This window comes from Streptomyces sp. NPDC033180, from assembly GCF_055577645.1.
Genome location: NZ_JBVIPU010000007.1, coordinates 97607 through 119060, shown reverse-complemented (window position 1 = coordinate 119060; position 21454 = coordinate 97607). Strand labels below are relative to the sequence as shown.

Annotated in this window: 19 protein-coding genes; 8 read left to right on the top strand and 11 right to left on the bottom strand. The window is 71.9% G+C overall.

Features of this window, described 5'->3' with window-relative positions; all coding sequences use genetic code 11:
• Positions 1–34: 34 nt before the first annotated feature.
• The 4 genes from ACZ5WE_RS20845 to ACZ5WE_RS20830 form a co-directional block, all read right to left on the bottom strand.
• Complete coding sequence (locus ACZ5WE_RS20845; protein ID WP_467691104.1) at positions 35–1231, bottom strand: anhydro-N-acetylmuramic acid kinase; 1197 nt, start codon at positions 1229–1231, stop codon at positions 35–37.
• A gap of 294 nt (positions 1232–1525) precedes the next feature.
• Positions 1526–2263: a VOC family protein gene (locus ACZ5WE_RS20840; protein ID WP_467691102.1), complete on the bottom strand. Its 738-nt coding sequence runs from the start codon at positions 2261–2263 to the stop codon at positions 1526–1528.
• A 31-nt stretch (positions 2264–2294) separates the two neighbouring features.
• Positions 2295–3284, bottom strand: a complete 990-nt coding sequence (locus tag ACZ5WE_RS20835; RefSeq protein ID WP_467691100.1) for an acyl-CoA dehydrogenase family protein — start codon at positions 3282–3284, stop codon at positions 2295–2297.
• Complete coding sequence (locus ACZ5WE_RS20830; protein WP_467691098.1) at positions 3284–4468, bottom strand: acyl-CoA dehydrogenase family protein; 1185 nt, start codon at positions 4466–4468, stop codon at positions 3284–3286. The genes ACZ5WE_RS20835 and ACZ5WE_RS20830 overlap by 1 nt, the downstream gene beginning before the upstream one ends.
• A 127-nt stretch (positions 4469–4595) precedes the next feature.
• On the opposite strand from ACZ5WE_RS20830, the gene ACZ5WE_RS20825 reads away from it, so the two are divergent.
• The 4 genes from ACZ5WE_RS20825 to ACZ5WE_RS20810 all read left to right on the top strand — a co-directional run bounded on the left by ACZ5WE_RS20825 (position 4596) and on the right by ACZ5WE_RS20810 (position 10074).
• The gene (locus tag ACZ5WE_RS20825) at positions 4596–5378 is read left to right on the top strand and encodes an SDR family oxidoreductase (RefSeq protein ID WP_467691097.1); all 783 of its coding nucleotides are present in this window, start codon (positions 4596–4598) and stop codon (positions 5376–5378) included.
• Between the two features lie 117 nt (positions 5379–5495).
• On the top strand, positions 5496–6083 hold the full coding sequence (locus ACZ5WE_RS20820) for a TetR/AcrR family transcriptional regulator (RefSeq protein WP_467691373.1): 588 nt from the start codon (positions 5496–5498) through the stop codon (positions 6081–6083).
• A gap of 55 nt (positions 6084–6138) precedes the next feature.
• Complete coding sequence (locus ACZ5WE_RS20815; RefSeq protein ID WP_467691095.1) at positions 6139–7296, top strand: acetyl-CoA C-acetyltransferase; 1158 nt, start codon at positions 6139–6141, stop codon at positions 7294–7296.
• 129 nt (positions 7297–7425) lie between these two features.
• Positions 7426–10074, top strand: coding sequence for an ATP-binding protein (locus ACZ5WE_RS20810; protein WP_467691094.1), 2649 nt, complete (start codon positions 7426–7428; stop codon positions 10072–10074).
• Between the two features lie 429 nt (positions 10075–10503).
• Here the strand turns inward: ACZ5WE_RS20810 and ACZ5WE_RS20805 are convergent, their stop codons facing one another.
• The 4 genes from ACZ5WE_RS20805 to ACZ5WE_RS20790 are packed head-to-tail and all read right to left on the bottom strand — an operon-like array spanning position 10504 to position 14019.
• The gene (locus ACZ5WE_RS20805) at positions 10504–11550 is read right to left on the bottom strand and encodes an NAD(P)H-dependent flavin oxidoreductase (protein ID WP_467691372.1); all 1047 of its coding nucleotides are present in this window, start codon (positions 11548–11550) and stop codon (positions 10504–10506) included.
• A gap of 17 nt (positions 11551–11567) precedes the next feature.
• Positions 11568–12377, bottom strand: a complete 810-nt coding sequence (locus ACZ5WE_RS20800; RefSeq protein WP_467691093.1) for a CoA-transferase subunit beta — start codon at positions 12375–12377, stop codon at positions 11568–11570.
• Complete coding sequence (locus ACZ5WE_RS20795) at positions 12374–13237, bottom strand: CoA transferase subunit A (protein ID WP_467691091.1); 864 nt, start codon at positions 13235–13237, stop codon at positions 12374–12376. The genes ACZ5WE_RS20800 and ACZ5WE_RS20795 overlap by 4 nt, the downstream gene beginning before the upstream one ends.
• Positions 13234–14019 (bottom strand): enoyl-CoA hydratase family protein, encoded by a 786-nt coding sequence (locus tag ACZ5WE_RS20790; RefSeq protein WP_467691089.1) that lies wholly within the window; start codon positions 14017–14019, stop codon positions 13234–13236. The genes ACZ5WE_RS20795 and ACZ5WE_RS20790 overlap by 4 nt, the downstream gene beginning before the upstream one ends.
• Before the next feature lie 67 nt (positions 14020–14086).
• On the opposite strand from ACZ5WE_RS20790, the gene ACZ5WE_RS20785 reads away from it, so the two are divergent.
• Both ACZ5WE_RS20785 and ACZ5WE_RS20780 read left to right on the top strand, forming a co-directional pair.
• The gene (locus ACZ5WE_RS20785) at positions 14087–14854 is read left to right on the top strand and encodes an SDR family oxidoreductase (RefSeq protein ID WP_467691088.1); all 768 of its coding nucleotides are present in this window, start codon (positions 14087–14089) and stop codon (positions 14852–14854) included.
• Positions 14855–14939: 85 nt separating this feature from the next.
• The gene (locus ACZ5WE_RS20780) at positions 14940–15872 is read left to right on the top strand and encodes an SDR family oxidoreductase (RefSeq protein ID WP_467691086.1); all 933 of its coding nucleotides are present in this window, start codon (positions 14940–14942) and stop codon (positions 15870–15872) included.
• Here the strand turns inward: ACZ5WE_RS20780 and ACZ5WE_RS20775 are convergent.
• From ACZ5WE_RS20775 to ACZ5WE_RS20765, 3 genes are all read right to left on the bottom strand, one after another.
• On the bottom strand, positions 15848–17380 hold the full coding sequence (locus ACZ5WE_RS20775; protein WP_467691085.1) for a SulP family inorganic anion transporter: 1533 nt from the start codon (positions 17378–17380) through the stop codon (positions 15848–15850). The two genes, ACZ5WE_RS20780 and ACZ5WE_RS20775, sit on opposite strands and share 25 nt — an antisense overlap.
• A gap of 120 nt (positions 17381–17500) precedes the next feature.
• The gene (locus ACZ5WE_RS20770; protein WP_467691083.1) at positions 17501–17872 is read right to left on the bottom strand and encodes a hypothetical protein; all 372 of its coding nucleotides are present in this window, start codon (positions 17870–17872) and stop codon (positions 17501–17503) included.
• A gap of 198 nt (positions 17873–18070) precedes the next feature.
• A complete protein-coding gene (locus tag ACZ5WE_RS20765) occupies positions 18071–19507 on the bottom strand; it encodes a DHA2 family efflux MFS transporter permease subunit (protein WP_467691081.1) in 1437 nt (478 codons plus the stop codon).
• A 126-nt stretch (positions 19508–19633) separates the two neighbouring features.
• On the opposite strand from ACZ5WE_RS20765, the gene ACZ5WE_RS20760 reads away from it, so the two are divergent.
• Positions 19634–20335, top strand: a complete 702-nt coding sequence (locus tag ACZ5WE_RS20760; RefSeq protein WP_467691079.1) for a TetR/AcrR family transcriptional regulator — start codon at positions 19634–19636, stop codon at positions 20333–20335.
• A gap of 93 nt (positions 20336–20428) precedes the next feature.
• Positions 20429–21445: an alpha/beta fold hydrolase gene (locus ACZ5WE_RS20755; protein ID WP_467691077.1), complete on the top strand. Its 1017-nt coding sequence runs from the start codon at positions 20429–20431 to the stop codon at positions 21443–21445.
• Positions 21446–21454: the final 9 nt, after the last annotated feature.

Sequence of the window (21454 nt, the reverse complement as noted above, 5' to 3'; positions counted from 1 at the left end):
CTCGCCGCCGTACTCCCCGGAGGGCGTGGCGAGTTCACCGTCCCCGCCCGTTCACCACCAACCGCACCGGCCCGCCTCCCTCAGGAGCGGGCACCCGCACCCCGGCCCGCCCCGGAGTGATCGACCCCAGCACGCTCGCATGCCGGGCCCCCGTACTCTGCGGCACCGTCCCGGGCAGTCCGTGCGCCGTCAGAAAACCGAGGACCGCGAAGGCGTACGCCTCCTTCGCCGCGGATGGCAGCCCGAGCTCGTCGGAGGTGCGCACCGGCACCTCGCCCCCCGGCCCGGCCCCCAGCGACGCGGCCCCCAACTCGGCCCGAAGGAACGCCATCAGCGTCGGGTTGCGCGTGCCGCCGCCGGAGGCGATGACCTCGGAGGCGTTCACCGCCCTGACGGCGTCGGCGACCGTGCGGGCGGTCAGACGGGTGAGCGTGGCGACGACATCCTGCGGGGCGAGCGACTCGTACCCGGTGAGCGCCGCCCGTAGATAGGGCAGATGGAAGAGCTCCTTGCCGGTGGTCTTCGGGGCGGGACGCGCGTAGTACGGCTCGGCGAGCAGGACCGTGAGCAGCCCCTCGTCGACCGTGCCGCGCGCGGCCATCTCGCCGTCCACGTCGTACGTGAGGCGCTCCCGCGTCAGCTCGCGCACGGCGGCGTCGATGAGCGCGTTCGCGGGGCCCGTGTCGAATGCGGTGCCGTCCGGGGCGGTGATGTTGGCGATGCCGCCGAGGTTCAGGGCGGCCGGGGCGCCGGGCCTGCCGCGCAGCCACATCCGGTCGACGATGCTGACCAGGGGTGCGCCCTGGCCGCCCGCGGCGATGTCGCGGGGGCGGAAGTCGGCGACCACCGGGAGCCCCGTCGCCTCGGCGATCCACGCGGGCTGCCCGATCTGCAGGGTGCCGACTGCCCGGCCGTCCTCCACCCAGTGGTAGACCGTCTGTCCGTGCGAGGCCACCAACTCGGCGCGTCCGTCGCACAGTTCGCGGTCCGCCTCGGCCGCCGCCGCGGCGAAGGCCCGACCGATGAGGGTGTCGAGGCGGCAGACGTCGGCCAGCGTGGTGGAGGCGGGTGGCAGCGCGGCGCCGAGCGACGTCCGCAACTCCTCGTCGTACCCGCGGGTGATCAGGCCCAGTGGGGAGAGCAGCAGGCGGTCACCGTCGATCGTCAGGTCGGCCGCCGCGGCGTCGATGGCGTCGTACGAAGTCCCCGACATCAGCCCGATTACGCGCACGTGCTGCCCCTTTCGCTCTCCTCACCAGTGCGTTTGATCATCGCAGCGACAAAGGGGCGCGCGCACTCGCACGTACGAACCAGTTCAGGCCATCGACACAGCGGGAGGGGCGACTTGTCCCTGCCCACCACGGGATCGTCAGGTCCGCACCCTCAGGTGCGCCGCACGAACCTCACCCGAACCGACGCTCCTCAAAGGCTGCTCCTGACGCAAGCGGCACTGCCCCGAGTGCTGGGCCCACCACCTCGGTGCCGCGGAGCCGTCGCGCGGCCCGCGGCCTGCGGAAGCTCCGCGTCAGCGCAGGGAGAGGACGCAGAAGTCGTTGCCTTCCGGGTCGGCGAGGCACGACCACGGCACGTCGCCCTGGCCGACATCGGCGTCCGTGGCACCCAGCGCCCGAAGCCGGGCCACCTCCGTCGCCTTGTCGTCATCGGCGTACGGCGCCACGTCGAGATGGGCGCGGCTCGTCATGGTCTTCTCGCCGGACGTGCGGATGAACTCCAGATACGGGCCGACCCCCTTGGATGAACGCATCCGCGCGTGGTCGTCGGTCACCTCGTGCAGGGTCCAGTCCATCGCCTCGTCCCAGAACCGGGCCATGGCCCGCGGGTCGGCGCAGTCGACCACGATCGCGGCGACCGGCCCGGTGTCCCGGTAGAGCTCCCGAGGCTCCAGCACGCAGAACACGTTGCCCTCCGGGTCGGCGAGGACCGTCCACGGGACGTCACCCTGGCCCACGTCGGCGGGCGTCGCACCGAGCTCCTTCAGGCGCGCGACCAGCTCCGCCTGATGGGCCTCGGAGGTGGTGGCCAGATCCATGTGCACGCGGTACTTCACCGTCTCGGGGTCCGGGACGGTGACGACATCGACGCAGATGGCGGAGGGGTCCGGCCAGGCGACGCCGACGGGTTCGACGTTGGTGACCCCGGGCCCCTCGCTGGAGGTGCCCCAGCCGAGCGCCTCCGCCCAGAACCGGCCGAGCGCGGAGTCATCCCGAGCCTTGAGATTCACGTTAACAAGTCGCAGTGCCATGCTGTCGATCATATGCACAGGTGGCTGACGATCAACCGCCCCGAACCCCGGACAACACCAGCCGTCGGCATTCCCCGGGACTGCCCCAAGCACCGCGCAGCGCCCGCGCCTTGGTGAGCCACAGCGACAGGTCGTACTCAGCGGTGTAACCGATGGCCCCGTGCAGTTGCAGAGCCGCCCGCGCGGCGCCGTACGCGGCTTCGCCCGACGCCGCCTTCGCCGCGGCCACATCCGCCGTCTCCAGGGTCAACGCCGCCCCGAACAGGAGGGGTCGGGCGAACTCAAGGCCTATCAGGACGTCCGCGAGCCGGTGCTTGACCGCCTGGAAGCCGCCGATCGGCGTGCCGAACTGGGTCCGCTGCTTCACGTACGCGACCGTCCTGTCGAGCAGCGCGAGCCCAACCCCCAAGGCCTGCGCGGCCGTCGCGAGCGAGGCCCAGTCGGCCGCGTGCCGGCAAGCCTCTGTCACCGCCGGGCCCGTGGCGAGGAGTTCGCCGGGCCGGAGCCGGGCGAGACGCCGCACCGGGTCCAACGACCGCTCCACGCGCGCGTGCCCGGAGGCCAGGCGCAACTCGCCGTCGGCCGCGGTCAGCCGCAGCGTCGCCGCGTCCGCGTCGAGGGCGAACGGCCCCCCTTCGGGGAGAGTGAGCGTCGCGACGGCCTCCCCGGAGGCGATGGGTGCAAGGAGCCGTTTGGCCGGGGCCGCCTCACCCAGTGCGGCGAGGCGGGCGAGCAGCGCGCCCGCCGCGACCGTCTCGACCACCGGTCCCGGCACCGCATGCCGTCCCAACTCCACCAAGGCGACGGCCATGTCGACCGGGAGCAGCCCCATCCCCTCGTACTCCTCGGGGGCGGCCAGGGCGAACACGCCCGCGTCCGCGAGGCGCCCCCACACGGCACGCCCCGGCGTGTGGTCCCCGGCGGCCCACGCCCTCGCGGCGGTCGGGGTGTCCGCCGCCGTCAGCATCGCGTCGAGCGAGCGCGCGAACTCGCGCTGCTCGTCGTCGAGGAGGAACCTCATCAGCGGCGTCCCTTCGGAAGTCCGAGCAGCCGCTCGGCGATGATGTCGCGCTGGATCTCGTTCGTGCCCGCGTAGATCGGCCCGGCGAGCGAGAAGACGTACCCCTCGGCCCATTCGCCGCGTCCGTCGCTGTCGCCGTCCCCGTCCGCTTCCGTCAACTCACCCTCCGAGCCCAGGAGATCGAGCGCGGTCTCGTGCAGCGCGATGTCGTACTCGGACCAGAAGACCTTGTTCAAACTCGATTCCGCGCCGATCGTCTCGCCCGCCGCGAAGCGCGAGGCGTTGGCCCAGGTGAACAGCTGATAGGCACGGGCCCCGATCACGGCGTCGGCGACCCGGTCGCGCAGCGCGGTGTCCGTGGGGTCGCCGTGCGCGCGCCACTGCCGCACAAGACGGTCGGCCGTCGCGACGAAGCGGCCGGGGGAGCGCAGCGTCAGGCCGCGTTCGTCGCCCGTCGTCGACATGGCGATACGCCAGCCCTGGCCCGGCTCACCGATCACGTCCTCGTCCGGCACGAAGACGTCGTCGAGGAAGAGCTCCGCGAACGCGGGCTTGCCGTCGAGGCGCCCGATGGGGTGGACGGTCACGCCGTCCGCGTCGAGCGGGAACATCAGATACGTCAGGCCCCGGTGCGGCTTGCCCTCGTTGTTCTCGTACGGATCACTGCGGAACAGGCCGAACGCGCGGTCGGCGAACGCGGCCCGCGACGACCAGGTCTTCTGGCCGCTGATCAGCCAACCTCCTTCCGAGCGGCGTGCGGTGGAGCGCAGCGACGCCAGGTCCGAGCCCGCCTCGGGCTCGGACCAGGCCTGCGCCCAGATCACCTCGCCGCTCGCCATCGGGGGCAGTACCCGTGCGCGCTGCTCGTCGGTGCCGAAGTCGAAGAGGGCCGGCGCGAGGAGGTTGATGCCGTTCTGCGAGACCCGTCCCGGCCCGCCGGCGGCGAAGTACTCCTCCTCGAATATCAGCCACTTGACGATGTCGACGCCCTGCCCGCCGAACTCCTCGGGCCACGAGACCACCGACCAGCGGTCGGCCGCGAGCTCGCCCTCCCAGGCGCGGTGGGCCGCGAACCCCTCCCGGGTCTCCAGTGACGGCAGCGGCTCGGCGGGCACATGCCCGGCGAGCCAGTCGCGCGCCCGCCGCCTGAACTCCTCTTCCCCGGCGGTGAAGTCGAGGTCCATCAGTGGCCCACCTCTTCGGTCGGTTCTTCTCCAGCGCTCTTCCCTAACAAGTGTTTGGTAGATTACTCTGAGTCGAGTCAGCCGTCGAGAGCGAGTCGAGAGCTACGAGAGTCGAGGGGGGCCGAGCATGGACGCGCCCACGTACGTGCCGGGGCACGGTCTGCTCGCGGGCCGCACCGCCGTCATCACCGCCGCGGCCGGAGCGGGTATCGGCGGCGCGACCGCCCGCCGCTTCCTGGAGGAGGGTGCGCGCATCGTCATAGGTGACGCCCACCCGCGCCGCACCAAGGAGACGGTGGAGGCGCTGGCCGCGGAGTTCGGCGCCGACCGGGTCGAGGGGATGCCGTGCGACGTCACGGACGAAGCCCGAGTGCAGGCTCTGTACGACCTGGCCGAGCAGTGCCACGGCGGCCTGGACATCGTCGTGAACAACGCGGGACTCGGCGGCACCGCCGAGCTCACCGAGATGACCGACGAGCAGTGGGACAGAGTCATCGACGTGACGCTGAACGGCACGTTCCGCTCCACCAGGGCCGCCCTGCGCCGTATGCGGGCCGCCGACCGGGGTGGCGTGATCGTGAACAACGCCTCGGTGCTCGGCTGGCGTGCCCAGGCCGGCCAGGCGCACTACGCGGCGGCGAAGGCGGGCGTCATGGCCCTCACCCGCTGCGCCGCCGTCGAGGCCGCCCCCCATGGCATACGGATCAACGCGGTGTCGCCCAGCCTCGCCATGCACCCGCACCTCGCGAAGGTCACGTCGCCGGAGCTGCTCGAAGAGCTCACCGCGCGCGAGGCGTTCGGGCGCCATGCCGAGCCGTGGGAGATAGCCAACGTCATCGTCTTCCTGGCCAGTGAGTACTCCTCGTACATGACGGGGGAGACGGTCTCGGTCAGTAACCAGCACGCCTAGGCGGAGAATGACCGTGTGTCGAAACAGAAGCAGAGCAGCACCAGCACCAGCACCAGCACCAGCAAACCACCGGCCAAGAAGGCAGCGGCCAAGAGGGCTCCGGCCAAGAAGGCCTCGGTGAGTCCCTCGCCCGAGCGCCGCGGCGAACTCCTCGCCATCGCGGCCGACGTCTTCGCCGAGCAGGGGTACAACGCGACCACGGTCCGCAAGATCGCGGACGCCGCCGGCATGCTCGCCGGTAGCCTCTACTACCACTTCGACTCCAAGGAGTCGATGCTCGAAGAGATCCTCTCCACCTTCCTGACCGAGCTGTGGGACGGGTACGACACCGTGCTCCAGTCGCGGCTCGGCCCCCGCGAGACCCTCGAAGCGCTCGTCACCGAGTCCTTCCGGGAGATCGACCGGCACCGCTCCGCCGTCGCCATCTACCAGAAGGAGTCCAGACACCTGGTCGCGCAGGCACGCTTCCAGTACCTCGCCGACTCGCAGCAGCGCTTCGAGAAGACGTGGCTGACGGCCCTGGAGCGCGGAGTCGCGGAGCGCGTCTTCCGCGACGACCTGGACATCCGGCTCGCCTACCGCTTCGTGCGCGACACCGTCTGGGTCGCCGCGTCCTGGTATCGCCCCGGCGGCGGCCACAGCCCCGAGGAGATCGCCCGCCAGTACCTCTCGATGGTCCTGGACGGCATCGCCGTACGCACGTAGAGCGCGTCGTCACCCGGCGACCGCACCGACCGAGGAGCACGAGGAGTACGCAGTCATGGCCGAGGCCTACATCGTCGAAGCGGTCCGTACCCCCGTCGGCAGGCGCAAGGGAGGCCTCGCGGCCGTCCACCCCGCCGACCTGGGAGCCCATGTCCTGAAGGCACTCGTCGAGCGCACCGGAATCGACCCCACCGCCGTCGAGGACGTCGTCTTCGGCTGCCTGGACACGGTCGGCCCGCAGGCCGGGGACATCGCCCGCACCTCCTGGCTGGCGGCGGGACTGCCCGAAGAGGTGCCCGGCGTGACCATCGACCGGCAGTGCGGATCCTCGCAGCAGGCCGTGCACTTCGCGGCGCAGGGCGTCCTGTCCGGCACACAGGACCTCGTCGTCGCGGGCGGCACGCAGAACATGTCGATGATCCCCATCGCCTTCGCCTCCCGGCAGGCCGCCGAACCGCTCGGCCTCACCGAGGGTCCGTACGCGGGCAGCGAGGGCTGGCGTGCCCGCTACGGGGACCGGCCCGTCAACCAGTTCCACGGCGCCCAGCTGATCGCGGAGAAGTGGGGCATAACCCGCCGCGACATGGAGGAGTTCGCCCTCCGCTCGCACCAGCGGGCCGTCCGCGCCATCGACGAGGGCCGCTTCGACCGCGAACTCACCGCCCATGGGGACGTGACCACCGACGAGGGCCCGCGCCGCGACACGACCCTGGAGAAGATGGCGGGCCTCAAGCCGGTGCTGGACGACGGCACCATCACAGCCGCCTGCTCCTCACAGGTCTCGGACGGCGCGGCAGCCCTGCTCATCGCCGGTGAACGGGCCGTGCGGGAACACGGGTTGACGCCACGCGCCCGCATCCACCACCTCTCCGTGCGCGGCGAGGACCCGATCCGAATGCTGTCCGCGCCGATCCCCGCCACCGCTCACGCCCTCAAGAAGACCGGCATGAGCATCGGCGACATCGACCTCGTCGAGATCAACGAAGCCTTCGCGCCCGTCGTCCTCGCCTGGCTGAAGGAGACCGGCGCCGACCCTCAGAAGGTCAATGTCAACGGCGGTGCGATAGCCCTCGGCCATCCTCTCGGCGCGACCGGCGTCAAACTCATGACCACGCTCCTGCACGAACTGGAGCGCACCGGCGGCCGGTTCGGTCTCCAGGCCATGTGTGAAGGCGGCGGCCAGGCGAACGTGACCATCATCGAGCGCCTCTGACGGCGTCCAGCCGGGGATCCGACCTTCACCCCTTGCGGGAGTTGCTGCCCGGACCCCGCACCGCGAGGCCTTCTCCCCAGCTAGTCTCGATGTCTGTACGTCGATTGAGCGACCTCGGGAGGTAGCGCGATGACGCAGGGACGGCCCGGAGGTGCCGCCTGGGCCCCGCTGTGGGAGCGCGACGTGGAACTCGCCGCGGCTGGACGGGCCGTTGACGAGCTGTGCTCCGACTCGACGACGGCGGGCGGGCTGCTCGTCTTCCAGGGCGAGGCGGGCATCGGCAAGACGGCGCTGCTCGCCGAGGTGCGCCGCATCGCGGAGGGGCGGGCCATGGTGTGGGCCGCGCGGGGTGGAGAGACCGTCACCTCCGTCCCCTTCAACGTCGTACGCCAGTTGCTGCAGCCGGCACTCGTAGGTCTCTCCCCGGAATTGGCGCGCGAGTATCTCGGTGACTGGTACGAGATCGCGGGCCCCGCGCTCGGCATAGCCGAGCCGACCGGTCTCCAGGCCGATCCGCAGGGTGTGTGCGACGGCCTGGTCGAGGCGGTCGCGCGCCTTTCGGGGTTGCACTGGCCGCTGGTCCTGCTCATCGACGACGCGCACTGGGCGGACCAGGAGACCCTGCACTGGCTGGCCGCGTTCGCCCAGCGCCTCGACGAACTGTCCGTCCTCGTGGTGGTCGCCCACCGGCCCGACGAGGCCACCGGCGACAGCGCGCGCCACCTCACGGCGGTCGGCGCCGCGGCCCGCCCTTCGCCCCCGCTGCGCGCGCTCACTCCGGACGCGGCGGCCGGCCTCACCCGGGCCACCCTCGGCGAGCACGCGGACGCGCCGTTCTGCCGCGAGGTGTGGGCGGTCACCGGCGGCAATCCGTACGAATCCGTGGAACTGCTCGCCAAGGTCCAGGACAGCGAACTCGAACCGGTGGAGAGCTCCGCAGCCGAACTGCGCGCCCTGAACCGCTCGGCGCGCGGCCGTGGACTCGTCGCCCGTCTCGAGGGACTGGGCACGGACGTCAACCGGTTCGCGTGGGCGGCCGCGATCCTGGGCACCGCCATCCCGCTCGACCTCGCCGCCTCCCTCGCCGGGATGACCCGCGACACGGCCGAGCGGTGCGCGGAGCGGCTGCGCACCGCGCGCATCCTGCTCGGCGCGGACGACGCCCTGGAGTTCGTCCATCCGCTGATCGCGAGCACCGTCTACCGCTCGATTCCGCCCGCCACCCGCACCGCGTTCCACGGCCAGGCCGCCTGGGCCGTCACGCTGTCGGGCCGTGGCGCGGCGGCCGCGTCCCGGCACCTCCTCGAGGTCCATCCGGACGATGACCCCGAACTGGTCAAGCAGTTGCGCGAAGCGGCGGCCGAGCACCTCGCGGTCGGTGCGCCGGACGCGGCCCGCCGCTGCCTCGAACGCGCCCTTCGGGAACCGCCGCTGCCCGAGATGCACGCGCGCGTGCTCTATGAACTGGGCTGCGCCACGCTCCTCACCTCGCCCGTCACGACCATCGGCCACCTGCGCGAGGCGCTCCACACCCCCGGTCTCGACCGAAAGCTGCACGTGGACGCGGTGTGCCGGCTCTCCCAGGCCCTGGTGCACAACGACCAGTTGGAAGAGGCGCTGCGCGTCGTGGACGCCGAGGCCGAGCGGCTCGACCCCGGGCCCGACCGGATGCGTCTGCAGGGCGTTCACTACATGTGGGAGGGGATCTATTCGCGCGAGGAAGACGCGGCGGGCCGCTCACGCCGCCTGGCCGCGCTCGCGGGACCGCTGGTCGGACGCGACAACTCCGAGCGCGCCCTGCTGATCCTGCGCGCCTTCGACGCCATGACCCGCGGGGAGAACGCGGAGGAGATCGTCGATCTCTGCGACCGCTCCCTCGTCAACGGCCGCCTCGCGCCGGGGCTCGGCTGGACCGACACGGAGTGGGGCTTCGAGCTCCTGACGATGCTGGGCGGCTCCTACATCTTCACCGACCGTCTCGACCGCGCCGAGAGCGTCTTCGCCGAGGGAGTCCGCGCCTACGAGGCGGCGGGCTGGAGCGGCGGCCATCTGGCCGTCGCCAAGGCCTGGTTGGGTCTGGTGTACCGCAGGCGCGGACGTCTCGTCGAGGCGGAGGCCTCGCTGCGGGAGAGCCTTCGCCTCACCGACCGTGTGGGCAGCGGTCTCCCGATGCACTGGGACGCCGCGTGCAAGCTCATCGACACGCTGCTCGCCCGGGGCAGGGCCGACGAAGCCCAGGAGGTCGCCGACCGCTACGGCATCGCGCCGCCCTACCCGTCCACGATCCTCCTGCCCGACATCCACTCGGTGCGGGCCCGCCTGCTGATCGCCACGGGCCAACGGCCCGAGTGCGTCAGCGAGCTGGAGGTGGCGTCGAAAGCGGCGAACGAACGCGGCCGTTACAACACGGTCGTCAACCCCTGGGCGTACGACCTCGCCCGCGTACTCGCCGAGGAGGATCCCCGCCGGGCCGCCGACCTGGTCGCGGACGCACGGGTCCAGGCGGAGCTCTTCGGCACGGACACGGCGATCGGCGAGGCACTGCGGTGTGCGGCATACCTGGAGACCGGCCAGCGGGCGATCGAGCTGTACGCACGAGCCGTCGCCTGCCTGGAGGCGTCACCGTGCGCCTATGAACACGCGGTCGCACGGGTCGAGTACGGGATCGCGGCGGGCTCCGAAAGCGAGTTGGCGCGGGGCCTCGCCCTGGCCGAATCATGCGGTGCCGATGGCTTGGTCGCCCGGGCGCGGGCTTCCCTGGAGGTGGCGGGGGTCTGAGCGGGGGCGCCCCCCGATCCCGAGACCAGGTGCGAGCTCCCGACTGCCGGGCGCAACTCGGCCTCCAGGGGCTGGGCTCCGCCCCAGACCGCGCTGCTCAATCGCCGGACGGAACAGGCGCACTTTGGCCCGCCCGTCGAATGGGGAAGCACGCGGCGGAGGCCCGGTGATCGACGGCGTGTAAGGCCCCGGCTGCAGCGGGTATGGGGGGTGGGCGGGACGGGGATCGGGGATGGGGTGATCTCGGACCGTGCTGCTAATCGCCGGGCGGGCGAGGGCAACTGGGTTCGACCTGCGGTGCTGGACGCGCGCGGTGGAGCCGGTGATCAGCGGCGTGCAGGGCCCGGAGCCGGTGATCACCGGCGTACAACGCCCCGGCGCAGCTGGCTTCGCCAAGGGGGCGGCATCGGGGGCCCGCCGGAGGTCCGCTCAGCTCAGCCGCAGCCGCCCCACCACCTCGGCCGCCTCCGTCATCACCCCCGAGATCAGCTCCTCGCACGACGGTAGATCCTCGATGACGCCCGCCACCTGGCCGGAGGCCATGATCCCCGCCTCCGGTAGTCCGTCCACCATCGCCGACTTCAGCATCATCGGCGTATTCGCGGCCAGCAGGACCTGGCTCCACGTCATCCCCTTGCCGTGCCGCATCGCGAGCCCGTCCCGGACCATCTCCGTCCACCCCATGCCGGATATCTTCCGGAACGCCGCCGCGTGCCGCACGGCTCGCGCGAGGGACGCCGTCCGCCCCGATCTCTCCAGCGACGCGACAAGGTCCGTCCGCAGCATCCGATGGGGGAGACCGTCCATCCGCGCGGTCACCGTGACGTCCTTGACCGACGCGGCCAGATAGCGGGCCTTGACCGCGTCCGGCACCGTCGAGTCCGACGTCAGGAGGAACCGCGTGCCCATCGCGACCCCCGCCGCGCCATAGGCGAGCGCGGCGACGAGCCCCCGGCCGTCGAAGAAGCCGCCCGCCGCGATCACCGGAATGTCCACCGCGTCCACGACCTGCGGCAACAGCACTGTCGTGGCGACCTCGCCCGTGTGCCCGCCGCCCTCACCGCCCTGCACGACGACCGCGTCCGCACCCCACGCCGCGACCTTCTCCGCATGCCGACGTGCCCCGATGGACGGGATGACGATGACCCCGGCATCCTTCAGCTCCGCGATCAGCTCCCTCGAGGGGGCGAGCGCGAAGGACGCGACCCGCACCCCCTCGTCGACGATGACCCGCACCCGCTCCCGCGCGTCGCCCGCGTCGGCCCGGAGGTTGACCCCGAAGGGCTCGTCCGTACGGGACTTGACCTCATGGACCGCGGAGCGCAGCTGGTCGACGGTCATCGTCGCGGAGGCCAGGATGCCGAGGGCGCCCGCATTCGCCGTCGCGGAGACCAGACGGGGGCCCGCCACCCAGCCCATGCCGGTCTGCACGATCGGGTACCGGACACCGACCAGCTTGGTCAGCGCCGTCTCCATGCCCGCCGGGGCCGGAGTCACGAGCGCACCTCGCGCTCGCGCAGAGCGCGCGGGTCCACCACGTCCCGGATGAGCCGCAGTTCCTGCGCGGTCGGCTCGCGGGTGTACGGGACGTCGTGCGCCGCCGCGAGCGTGAAGCCGGTCGACTCACGCACCTGCTCGACCGTCACGCCCGGATGCAGCGACACCAGGCGCATCGCGTGGTCCACCGCCCCGAAGTCGAGGACGCCGAGGTCCGTCACGACCCGGCGCAGGTCGTGGAAGCGGGTCGCGGAAGGTCCTGCCGCCGCGGCGCTGTCGTAACCGACGCCGCTGATCATGTCGACCTTCTCGACGAAGACGCGCGTCGAGTGGCGCGGGACCCAGTAACTCACCGGGTTGTTGAGGGTGTTGACCGGGGCTCCGCGCACTCCCAGCAGCTGGCGCCTGGGCCGCTTCCAGTCGCCGATGCAGGAAATGTTCTGGTTCCCGAAGCGGTCGATCTGGCTCGCGCCCATCATCACGTGCCGCCTGCCGCCCATGACCATCGCCAGGTGCTTGCGGTACGGAAGCCAGCCCTCCGTCACCGCCGAAGGCGTCCCCACGGCGGGCACATCGCCGATCAGCAGCGCCTCCCCGTCCGTGAGCAGCAGGTCCGGCGAGAACGTCAGCTTGGCCAGGCGGGCGGCGATCGAAGGGATCGTGCCCATCGGGGACGCGAGAATCTCGCCGGCGTCCCGCCAGGCCTCGGCGCAGGCGATCACGCAGTACTCGGCGCGGGTGACGGCATCCGGCTCGGCGGTCGTCTCGGACGCACCGGCCGCGGCCGTCGGGTCGGTCTGCGTCATCGCTGCTCCTTGTGCCAGGTCAGGACCGCCGCTTGGTAGCCCTGCTCGGTGCCGGTCAGGAAGCGGTCCTCGAATTCCTTCCAGGCGTCGGGGTCTGCCGCGGCGGCGGCATAGGCCTTTTGGAAGGGTTCGTCGCGGTCGTAGTCCGGCACGCACGACGTGAAGTGCGCGCCCTTGGGCGTCTCGGCCACGCCCGTCACGGCGTGCCGTGAGACCAGCATCGTCTGCGGCGCCGCGTGTTCGGTGAGCTCGCCCGACTCGACGATCCGCTCGCACGAGACGTACGCCGTGTCGGCAGCCTCGCAGAACAAGTCGTCGAAGTACGGGTCCGGGCCCAGATACTGGGCGTTGCCCAAGCGGTCGGCGCGGTTCAGATGGACCAGCGCGGCGTCCATCCGCAGGGCGGGCACCGCGACCAGCTCCTCCCCGTCCCCGTACGGCGAAGTGATCGTAGCCAGTTGGGGGTTGACCCGCAGGACGTCCGAGCCGAGGCCCGCGCGGATCGGCAGGAACGGCAGCCGCTGGGCCCCGGCGGTCAGTCCCTGCATGAACATCGCCTCGTCCAGCTCGACCATTTCGAACGCGCCACGCTCGCGTGCCGCGCGGAAGTGCGGCTCCAGAGGGATGGAGTCGAGGGTCGCGAACGCCGTGACCAGCTTGCGGATCTTCCCCGCCGCGGCGAGCAGGCCGACGTCCGGGCCGCCGTACGAGACGACGGTGAGGTCCGTGATCCCGGACCGCAGAAGGGCCCTCACCAGCGCCATGGGCTTGCGGCGCGACCCCCAGCCGCCGATGCCGAGCGTCATCCCGCTCCGCAGCCGCCCCACGATCGCGTCGGGCGTCATGGTCTTGTCCGTCATGCCCTGCCCTCCTCCTTCTTTCCCTCTCCGGGGCCTGTCCCGGAGCCCGTTCCGAAGTCCTCGCGGATCCGGTCGGCCAGGCCGCTCAGGTTCGCCTCGTAGGTGAAGCCCTGCTCGAAGCGGTAGCTGCGGTGCACGTCCACGGGGTCGATGCCGTTGATCGCGGCCTTGGCGAACCGCAGCAGCGTCCCGTCCTTCCGCGCGATCTCGCGCGCCAACTCCAGTGCCGCGTCACGCAGTTCCTCGCGCCGCACGATGCGCCACACGGAGCCGTGCGTGTGCAGCTCGGCCGCGGTGGCCGTGCGCGAGGTGTAGTACAGGGTGCGCATCAGATGCTGCGGCACCAGGCGGGCGAGATGGGTCGCCGCGCCGAGCGCGCCCCGGTCCAGCTCGGGCAGGCCGAACGTCGCGTCCTCGCTCGCCACGATCGCGTCGGCGTTGCCCACCAGGCCGATGCCGCCGCCCAGGCAGAAGCCGTGCACCGCGGCCACGACCGGCACCTCGCATTCGTACACCGCCGAAAAGGCCTTGTAGCACCCGCGGTTGGCGCCTATCAGTGCGCTGTGTCCGCTGTCGCGCTGCATCTCCTTGATGTCCACGCCCGCATTGAAACCGCGGCCCTCGGCGGCGAGGACGACGCAGCGGGTCTCGGGGTCGCGGCCGGCCGCGCGCACCGCGGCGGCCAGGGCGAACCACCCCCGCACGGGCAGGGCGTTGACGGGCGGGTGGTCGACGGTGACGACGGCCACGCCCTTGTCCGGGGTGGAGGTGGAGACAGACATCAGAGGATCCGCTACCTTTCAACCAGGCCCTTCAACCAAACATTTGTTAGTTAGAAAGGTAGCAGCGATGACTGACACCCGACAGGTGGTGGTCGTCACCGGCGGCACCCGAGGCGTCGGCGCCGGGATCGCCCGCAGCTTCCTCGCCGCCGGTGCGCGGGTCGTCGTCTGTGCCCGCAGGCCCCCGGACCGCCCGGTCGAAGTGGCTGACGCCGCCGCCGAGTTCCGGCCCCTCGACCTGCGCGACGCGCAGGCGGCACACACGTTCCTCGCCGATGTCGCCGCCGACCACGGCCGGTTGGACGCTCTGGTGAACAACGCGGGCGGCACGCCCTTCGGCCTGCTCGCCGATTCCGCACCGGCCCGCCAGGCGAAGATCGTCGAGCTCAACCTGCTGGCCCCGCTGTACGCGTCCCTGGCGGCGTACGAGGTGATGCGCGGCCAGGACGACGGAGGGGGCAGCATCACCATGATCGGAAGCGTGAGCGGCTCCCGGCCCTCACCCGGCACCGGCGCCTATGGGGCGGCCAAGGCGGGCCTGGAGAACCTCGCGCGCACGATGGCCGTCGAATGGGCCCCGAAGGTGCGCGTGAACACCGTCGTGCTCGGCCTGGCCCGCACCGAGAGCGCCCATCTGCACTACGGAGACGAGGACGGCATCGCGGCGGTCGCCCGCACCGTCCCGCTCGGCCGCCTGGCCGATCCGTCGGACGTCGGGGACGCGTGCGTGTTCCTCGCCTCCGATGGCGCCCGCTACATCAGCGGCGCCGCACTGCATCTGCACGGCGGCGGCGAACGCCCCGCGTTCCTGGACGCCGCGTCCGTCAACCACTGAACGTAACCGAGTAGTTCCGACAGAACGTATCCGAGTAGTTCCGACAGAACGTATCCGAGCAGTTCCGCCGACCGAGGAGTTCCGCATGACCTCAGCCAACAAGCCGGGCACGGGAATCTGCGCGGGCCGCGTCGTGATCGTCACGGGCGCGGGCCGAGGGCTCGGCCGGGCGCACGCGCGCGCGTACGCCGCCGAGGGCGCCAAGGTCGTCGTCAACGACCTCGGCGTGGGGCCGGACGGCTCCGGAGCGTCCGGCGGGCCCGCGCACGACGTCGTCCACGAGATCCGCGCGGCGGGCGGCGAGGCCGTCGAGCACGGTGGTGACATCGCCACGTCCGAGGGCGCCGCGTCCCTGGTGCGGGCCGCGCTCGACACGTACGGAGGCCTCGACACCCTCGTCAACAACGCCGGCTTCCTGCGGGACCGGATGCTGGTCAATCTCGAGGAGGACGACTGGGACGCGGTGATGCGCGTCCATCTCAAAGGGCACTTCCTGCCGCTGAAGCATGCGGCGGCGTACTGGCGCGGCGAGGCGAAGGCGGGGCGCGCGCGGCACGCGTGCGTGGTCAACACCAGCTCCGGGGCGGGGCTGTTGGGGAGCGTGGGGCAGGGCAACTACAGCGCGGCCAAGGCCGGGATCATCGGGCTCACCCTGGTCGCCTCCGCGGAATTCGCCTCCTACGGAGTGCGGGTCAACGCCATCGCGCCCGCCGCGCGCACGCGGATGACGGAACACACCTTCGCCGAGACCATGGCCGCGCCCGAAGGAGGCGGCTTCGACGCGATGGCTCCGGAGAACGTGTCGCCGGTCGTGGTGTGGCTCGGCTCCGAGGCGTCCGCCGGTGTCACGGGACGCGTCTTCGAAGCCGAAGCGGGGCGCATCACCGTCATGGAGGGATGGCGCCCCGGACCGACGGCCGACAAGGGGGCCCGCTGGACCCCGGCGGAGGCCGGCGACACGGTGCTCAAACTGCTCGCCGGGGCGGAGGTGCCTCAGCCGGTGTACGGGGCGCGGTAGGACAGAGGGGTGCCGGACGCCACCCGCACCGGATCCGTGCCCTCCGCACTGTGCCGCGCCGCCCAGTTCTCCAGCGACGTACGGCACGCGTGGTCCAGATGCCGCAGCCCCGTGAGGTCGAGCTCGATCGGGCGGTCCTGGGGCAGCGCCTCGAGCGCGTCGAGGAGCTTAGGGAGGCACAGGAACGTGGCGTGGCCCGACAGGCGGACGTGGACCGTGCCCGCGTCCTTGCCGGCGACATCCACGTGCACGCGCGGCGTCTCCCAGGCGATCTTTATGACGGCGAGGGCCAGCCCGATCAGAACCCCCTCGAACATGTTCACCGAAACGATCGCCACGGCCGTCACGACCAGGACCACGGCTTCGCCGCGGTGTTCGCGCCACAGCGTCACCAACTGCCTTACGGGGATCAGCTTGCAGCCCGCGTGCACGAGGACACCGGCCAGTGCGGCCACGGGGATGAGGCCGAGCGTGGCGGGCAGCAGTGCCGCGAAGAGGAGCAGCCAGACGCCGTGCAGGACGCGGGACGCCTTCGTCCGCGCGCCCGCCCGGACGTTGGTCGCGCTGCGGACGATGACGGCGGTCATCGGCAGAGCGCCGAGCAGTCCGCACACGGTGTTGCCCGCGCCCTGAGCGATCAGTTCCTTGTCGTACGACGTGCGCGGACCGTCGTGCAGGCGGTCCACCGCGGCCGCGCTGAACAGACTCTCCGCCGAAGCGATCAGGGCGAACGCCAGGACGGTGCCGAGGGCGCCGAGACTCAGCAGACCCCCGAAGCCGGCGGCGTCCGGCATCCGCACCGCATCGATGAGCCCCCGCACCTCGACCGTGGCCACCGGCAGGGAGAGGAACAGCGAGGTACCCGTGGCGAGCACGACGGCGGCGAGCTGCGCGGGCACCACGCGGAGCTTCGCGGGGAGCCTGTTCCAGAACACGAGCACGGCAACGGTGCCCACACCGAGCCCGAAGGCGGTGAGAGCGCGCTGCGAGCCGATCATCCCGATGAGCATCCCCGGCAGCCCGGTGATCTTGCCGAGGCCGCTCGCGGGGGCTTCGCTGTCCGTCATGGCGTACAACTGGCCGGCGATCAGGACGAGTCCGATCCCGGCGAGCATGCCTTCGACGACGGCGACGGAGATGGCACGGAAGAAGCGGCCGAGTCGGAGGAAGCCCATGACGAGCTGGAGGACCCCGGCGACGAGCACCAGGACGCCGAGCGCGGCGAGACCGTACTCCCGCACGGCTTCGTGGACGAGGACGGTGAGCCCTGCGGCAGGGCCGCTGACCTGGAGGCTGCTGCCGGGAAGCAGGCCGGTGACGAGACCACCGACGATGCCGGTGATCAGGCCGAGTTCGGCGGGCACTCCGGAGGCGACGGCCACCCCCAGGCACAGAGGCAGGGCGACGAGGAAGACGACTACGGAGGCGGCGACATCATGCCGCGCGTCGTTGGGCGCCGTGCACAGCGAGCGGGCGCGGTCGAGCAGGGAGGCAGAGGAAGGCTGCATGTCGGTTGACTCCTGAGCGCCGTGGCGGGCGCATCGGTGTGACGTGGACCGGAGTTCGGGTCCGGCCTGCGGCGCGTCAGGCGTGCGGGCCTGACGGCATCGCCGTGCCGGAGGGACCGATCAGCAGCGGAAGACCTGGAGGAGGGCCGGTAGTTCGCGGCCCGCGGGTTTCGCCTCGCGGTGGGAGACGGCAACGGGAAGGCACGCGCGCGTGCCGCCGTCCGTCGTCGTGTCCGTGCCGGTGTGGAGCGGCGGAGCCGGATCAGGGGTGAGGTCACGGCAGTGCGCGCGGCCGCGGGTCCGGAAGCGTTCGGACTCCTGCGGGTGCGTGTCGTCGCCGCACTGGGCGTACGGCGCCGTGGCCGGTGGCATGCGGGTTTCCACGGCGGACGCGGATTCGTCGATCCCGTGCGCGAAGAACTGCACGATCACCAGGAGCACGGCGACCAGCACAGCGGGCAGCACCCGCATGCGCACTCCGGCTCCCGTCACCGTGCACATCCTCACCTGGCCGCGTAACTCGCATGGTCACCGAGCAACGTAACCGCCAGAAGTGTCAGCACAGTTGATCAGGTGGTGACATGGCGCGAGAGCCACCCTTCGTTCAGGCGTACGTGGCGCGGGTGTGCGGGTGGGCGTAGGGGACGCGGCAGCGCGGGCGGGGCGGTGCGGGGCCCCGCCCGGAGCAGGTCAGTGCACGTGCGGGCCGCCGGTCAGCTGCGGCTTTCCGCGCGGCACGAGGACGAACGTGGCGGCTGCGCTGACCGCGGCGGCCACGGCGCACACCGTGAACGCGTCCGAGAATCCGCCGCTGGTGCCGCCGTCGATCCCCGCGGCGGCGACCGTCGAGACCACCGCGACGCCGATGGATCCCCCCACCTCGTGGAAGGTGTTGACCACGCCGGACGCGACGCCCGCCTCCTCGTGTGCGATGAACCCCAGCGCGGTGGTGGTGGCCGCCACGAACACCGAACCGAGCCCCAGAGCGGCGACGGACATGCCCAGGGCGACACTCGTCCACGCGTTGCCGCCCGGTCCGGCGCCGGTGAGCACAGCGGTGCCGATCCCCGCGAGCGCGAGCCCCGCGGCCGCCGTGGGCCGCGCCCCCCACTGGCCCACGAACCGCCCGCCCAGGTGCGCCCCGACCCCCGTGGCCACGGCCACCGGCAGGAACAGCACCCCGGTCCGCAGGGCGCTGTAGCCGCGTACCTCCTGGAGGAAGACCGACCCCAGGAAGAACAGCGAGATCAGCAACGCCGTGGCGACCAGCATCAAGTAGGAGCCCGCGACCACCGGACGGCGCCGCAGGACGGCCAGGTCGATCAGCGGCGCCCGCTGCGCCCGCTCGACGGCGGCGAACGCTCCGTAGGCCACCACCGCCGCGGCCACCGGCACCAGTGTCCGGGGGTCCGACCAGCCCGTGTCTCCCGCCGCGACGAGGCCGTAGATGAGCGAACCCGTGCCTGCGGTGACGAGCAGCGCGCCGGGGACGTCGAGGCGTGCGGGCCGGGGTGCGCGGGCGGGGACGACGGCGGGCAGGGCGAGCAGCAGGGCCACCCCGATGGGCACGTTGACGTAGAAGACCCACTCCCAGCCGGGGCCGTCGCTCAGGACGCCGCCGAGCAGGACGCCGCTCGCGGCGCCCGCACCGCCGATCGCCGACCAGACGCCCAGCGCGCGATGCCGGTCGCGGCCGTGGAAGGTCGTGGTGACGATCGCGAGGGCGGCGGGGGAGAGCAGTGCGGCGCCGACACCCTGCGCGGTGCGGCCCGCGAGGAGGGTCGCCGGGCCCGTGGCGAGGCCGGTCAGCAGGGATGCGGCCGTGAACAGGGCGAGGCCGGTCAGGAGAGTGCGGCGCGCTCCGAGGACGTCGGCGAGCCGCCCTCCGAGCAGCATCAGACCGCCGAAACAGAGCGTGTACGTCGTGACGACCCAGGTCAGCGCGGTACGGCCGAGGTCGAGGTCGGCGGCCATGCTCGGCAGCGCGACGTTCACGACCGTCACGTCGAGCACCAGCATGAACTGGGCGACGCACAGCAGCGTGAGGGCCGGCCAGGGGTGTGGGCCGGTGGGTGGTGGCGCGGCCGGTTGGGGTGCGGTGGCCGGGGCCGGGTGGGGATGCGTCATGGCAGGTCCTTGGCAGGAGTCGGGTCAGGTGGGTGGGAAGCAGGCATGGCCTGACGCATCTGAACTGTACTGGCGAGTTCATATGAACTCAACTGTTCAGTTCAGTTCGCTGGTAAAGTGCGACGCATGCGGAATGCGGGAAGCGACAGGGCCAAGGGAAGCGGCGAGGCGGAAAGTGCGGGCCCTCCTGGCGCGACGGCCCCCCCTGGTCCCACAGGACCTCGCGCCGAGCGCAAGCGCGAGGCGATCGTCCGGGCGGCCCGCACGCTGTTCCTGCGCGAGGGATTCGGCGTCGGCATGGACGCCATCGCGGCCGAGGCGGGCGTGTCCAAGGTGACCGTCTACAACCACTTCGGCAACAAGGAAACCCTCTTCGTCGCGGTGATCGCGGGCGCACTCGACGAACCCCTGGACGCCTCGTCCTCGGTCGCCGCGCTCGACGGCCTCACCGAGGCGGACGACCTGCGCGAGGCTTTCCTGAACGTGGCCCGCGCCTGGGTCGGCGTCGTCCGCAACGACCAGGAGATGAACGCGCTGCGCCACCTCGTCGCCCGGGAGATCCACCGCTTCCCGTCGCTCGGCGACGCGTGGGGACAGCGCGGCCCGGAGGGCCATCACCCCGCCATCGCGGGCGCGTTGCGCGAGCTCGCCGAGCGGGGGCGCCTGACCGTCCCGGACATGGAGACGGCGGTCATCCAGCTCTACTCCCTGCTGGTCTTCCCGCACCTGGTCTTCGGCTCGTACGGCACCGACATCAGCGACGATCTGACGGAGCGTCTGATCGTCGCCGGTGTCGACATGTTCCTGGGGTACTACGCGGCCACATAGCGGCACGGCGCGACGCGCCATCGGCGCCCGTATCGCGCCACCCGAAACCCCTACGAAACCAGCCCGCAGCGCCGCCCGCCTACACTCCGGCCCATGGCGCGGATCCTGCCCTTCCAGTCCAGGCGGCTTCCCTCCGGCGACGAGAGCGGGGCCGCCCTGCGGTTCCGCACCGTGCACGGCTACCGGCGCGCGTACCGCGTCGCGGGTGAGGGACCGGCGATCGTGCTGGTCCACGGCATCGGCGACTCGTCGGCGACATGGTCCCCACTGATCCCCCAACTGGCCCTCGCTCACACGGTCATCGCCCCTGACCTGCTCGGTCACGGCGCGTCCGAGAAGCCACGGGCCGACTACTCGGTGGCCGCGTACGCCAACGGAGTCCGGGATCTGCTCGGCGTACTCGGCGTCGAGCGGGTCACCCTCGTCGGGCACTCGTTCGGCGGCGGGGTCGCGATGCAGTTCGCCTACCAGTTCCCCGAGCGCGTCGACCGGCTGGTCCTGGTGAGCACGGGAGGCGTCGGCCCGCAGGTCACCCCCGTCCTACGCGGTGTCTCGCTGCCCGGGGCCGCACTGCTGCTCTCCCTGCTCGGACTGCCCGGCGCCGATCTGCCGGTGCGGGCGGTCGTCGCGCTGCTGCGGCTGCTCGACACCGGCCTCGGGCGGGACGCGCCCGAACTGGTGGGTCTGGTCGACGCGTTGCCGGACGTGCGGGCGCGGGCCGCGTTCATCCGCACGCTGCGATCCGTCGTCGACTGGCGCGGCCAGGTGGTCACGATGCTGGACCGCTGCTACCTCGCCCAGGGCATGCCCACGCTCCTGGTCTGGGGCGACCGGGACGGCGTGCTGCCGGTCGACCACGCGTACACCGCGCACGAGGCGATGCCCGGCAGCCGCCTCGAGATCTTCCCGGGGGCCGGGCACTTTCCCTTTCACGCCGATCCCGCGCGCTTCCTCTCGCTCGTCGAGGAGTTCATCGGGGCGACGGAGCCGGCCAGTTGGAGCATCGAGCAGTGGTGGCGTCTGCTGCGGGCGGGGCGGCCGGGTGACGACGCGTACGTCGACGCGATGGAGCGGCGCTACCGCGAGGCGAGTGAGCGAAGCGCGACCTAGCGTCCTGAG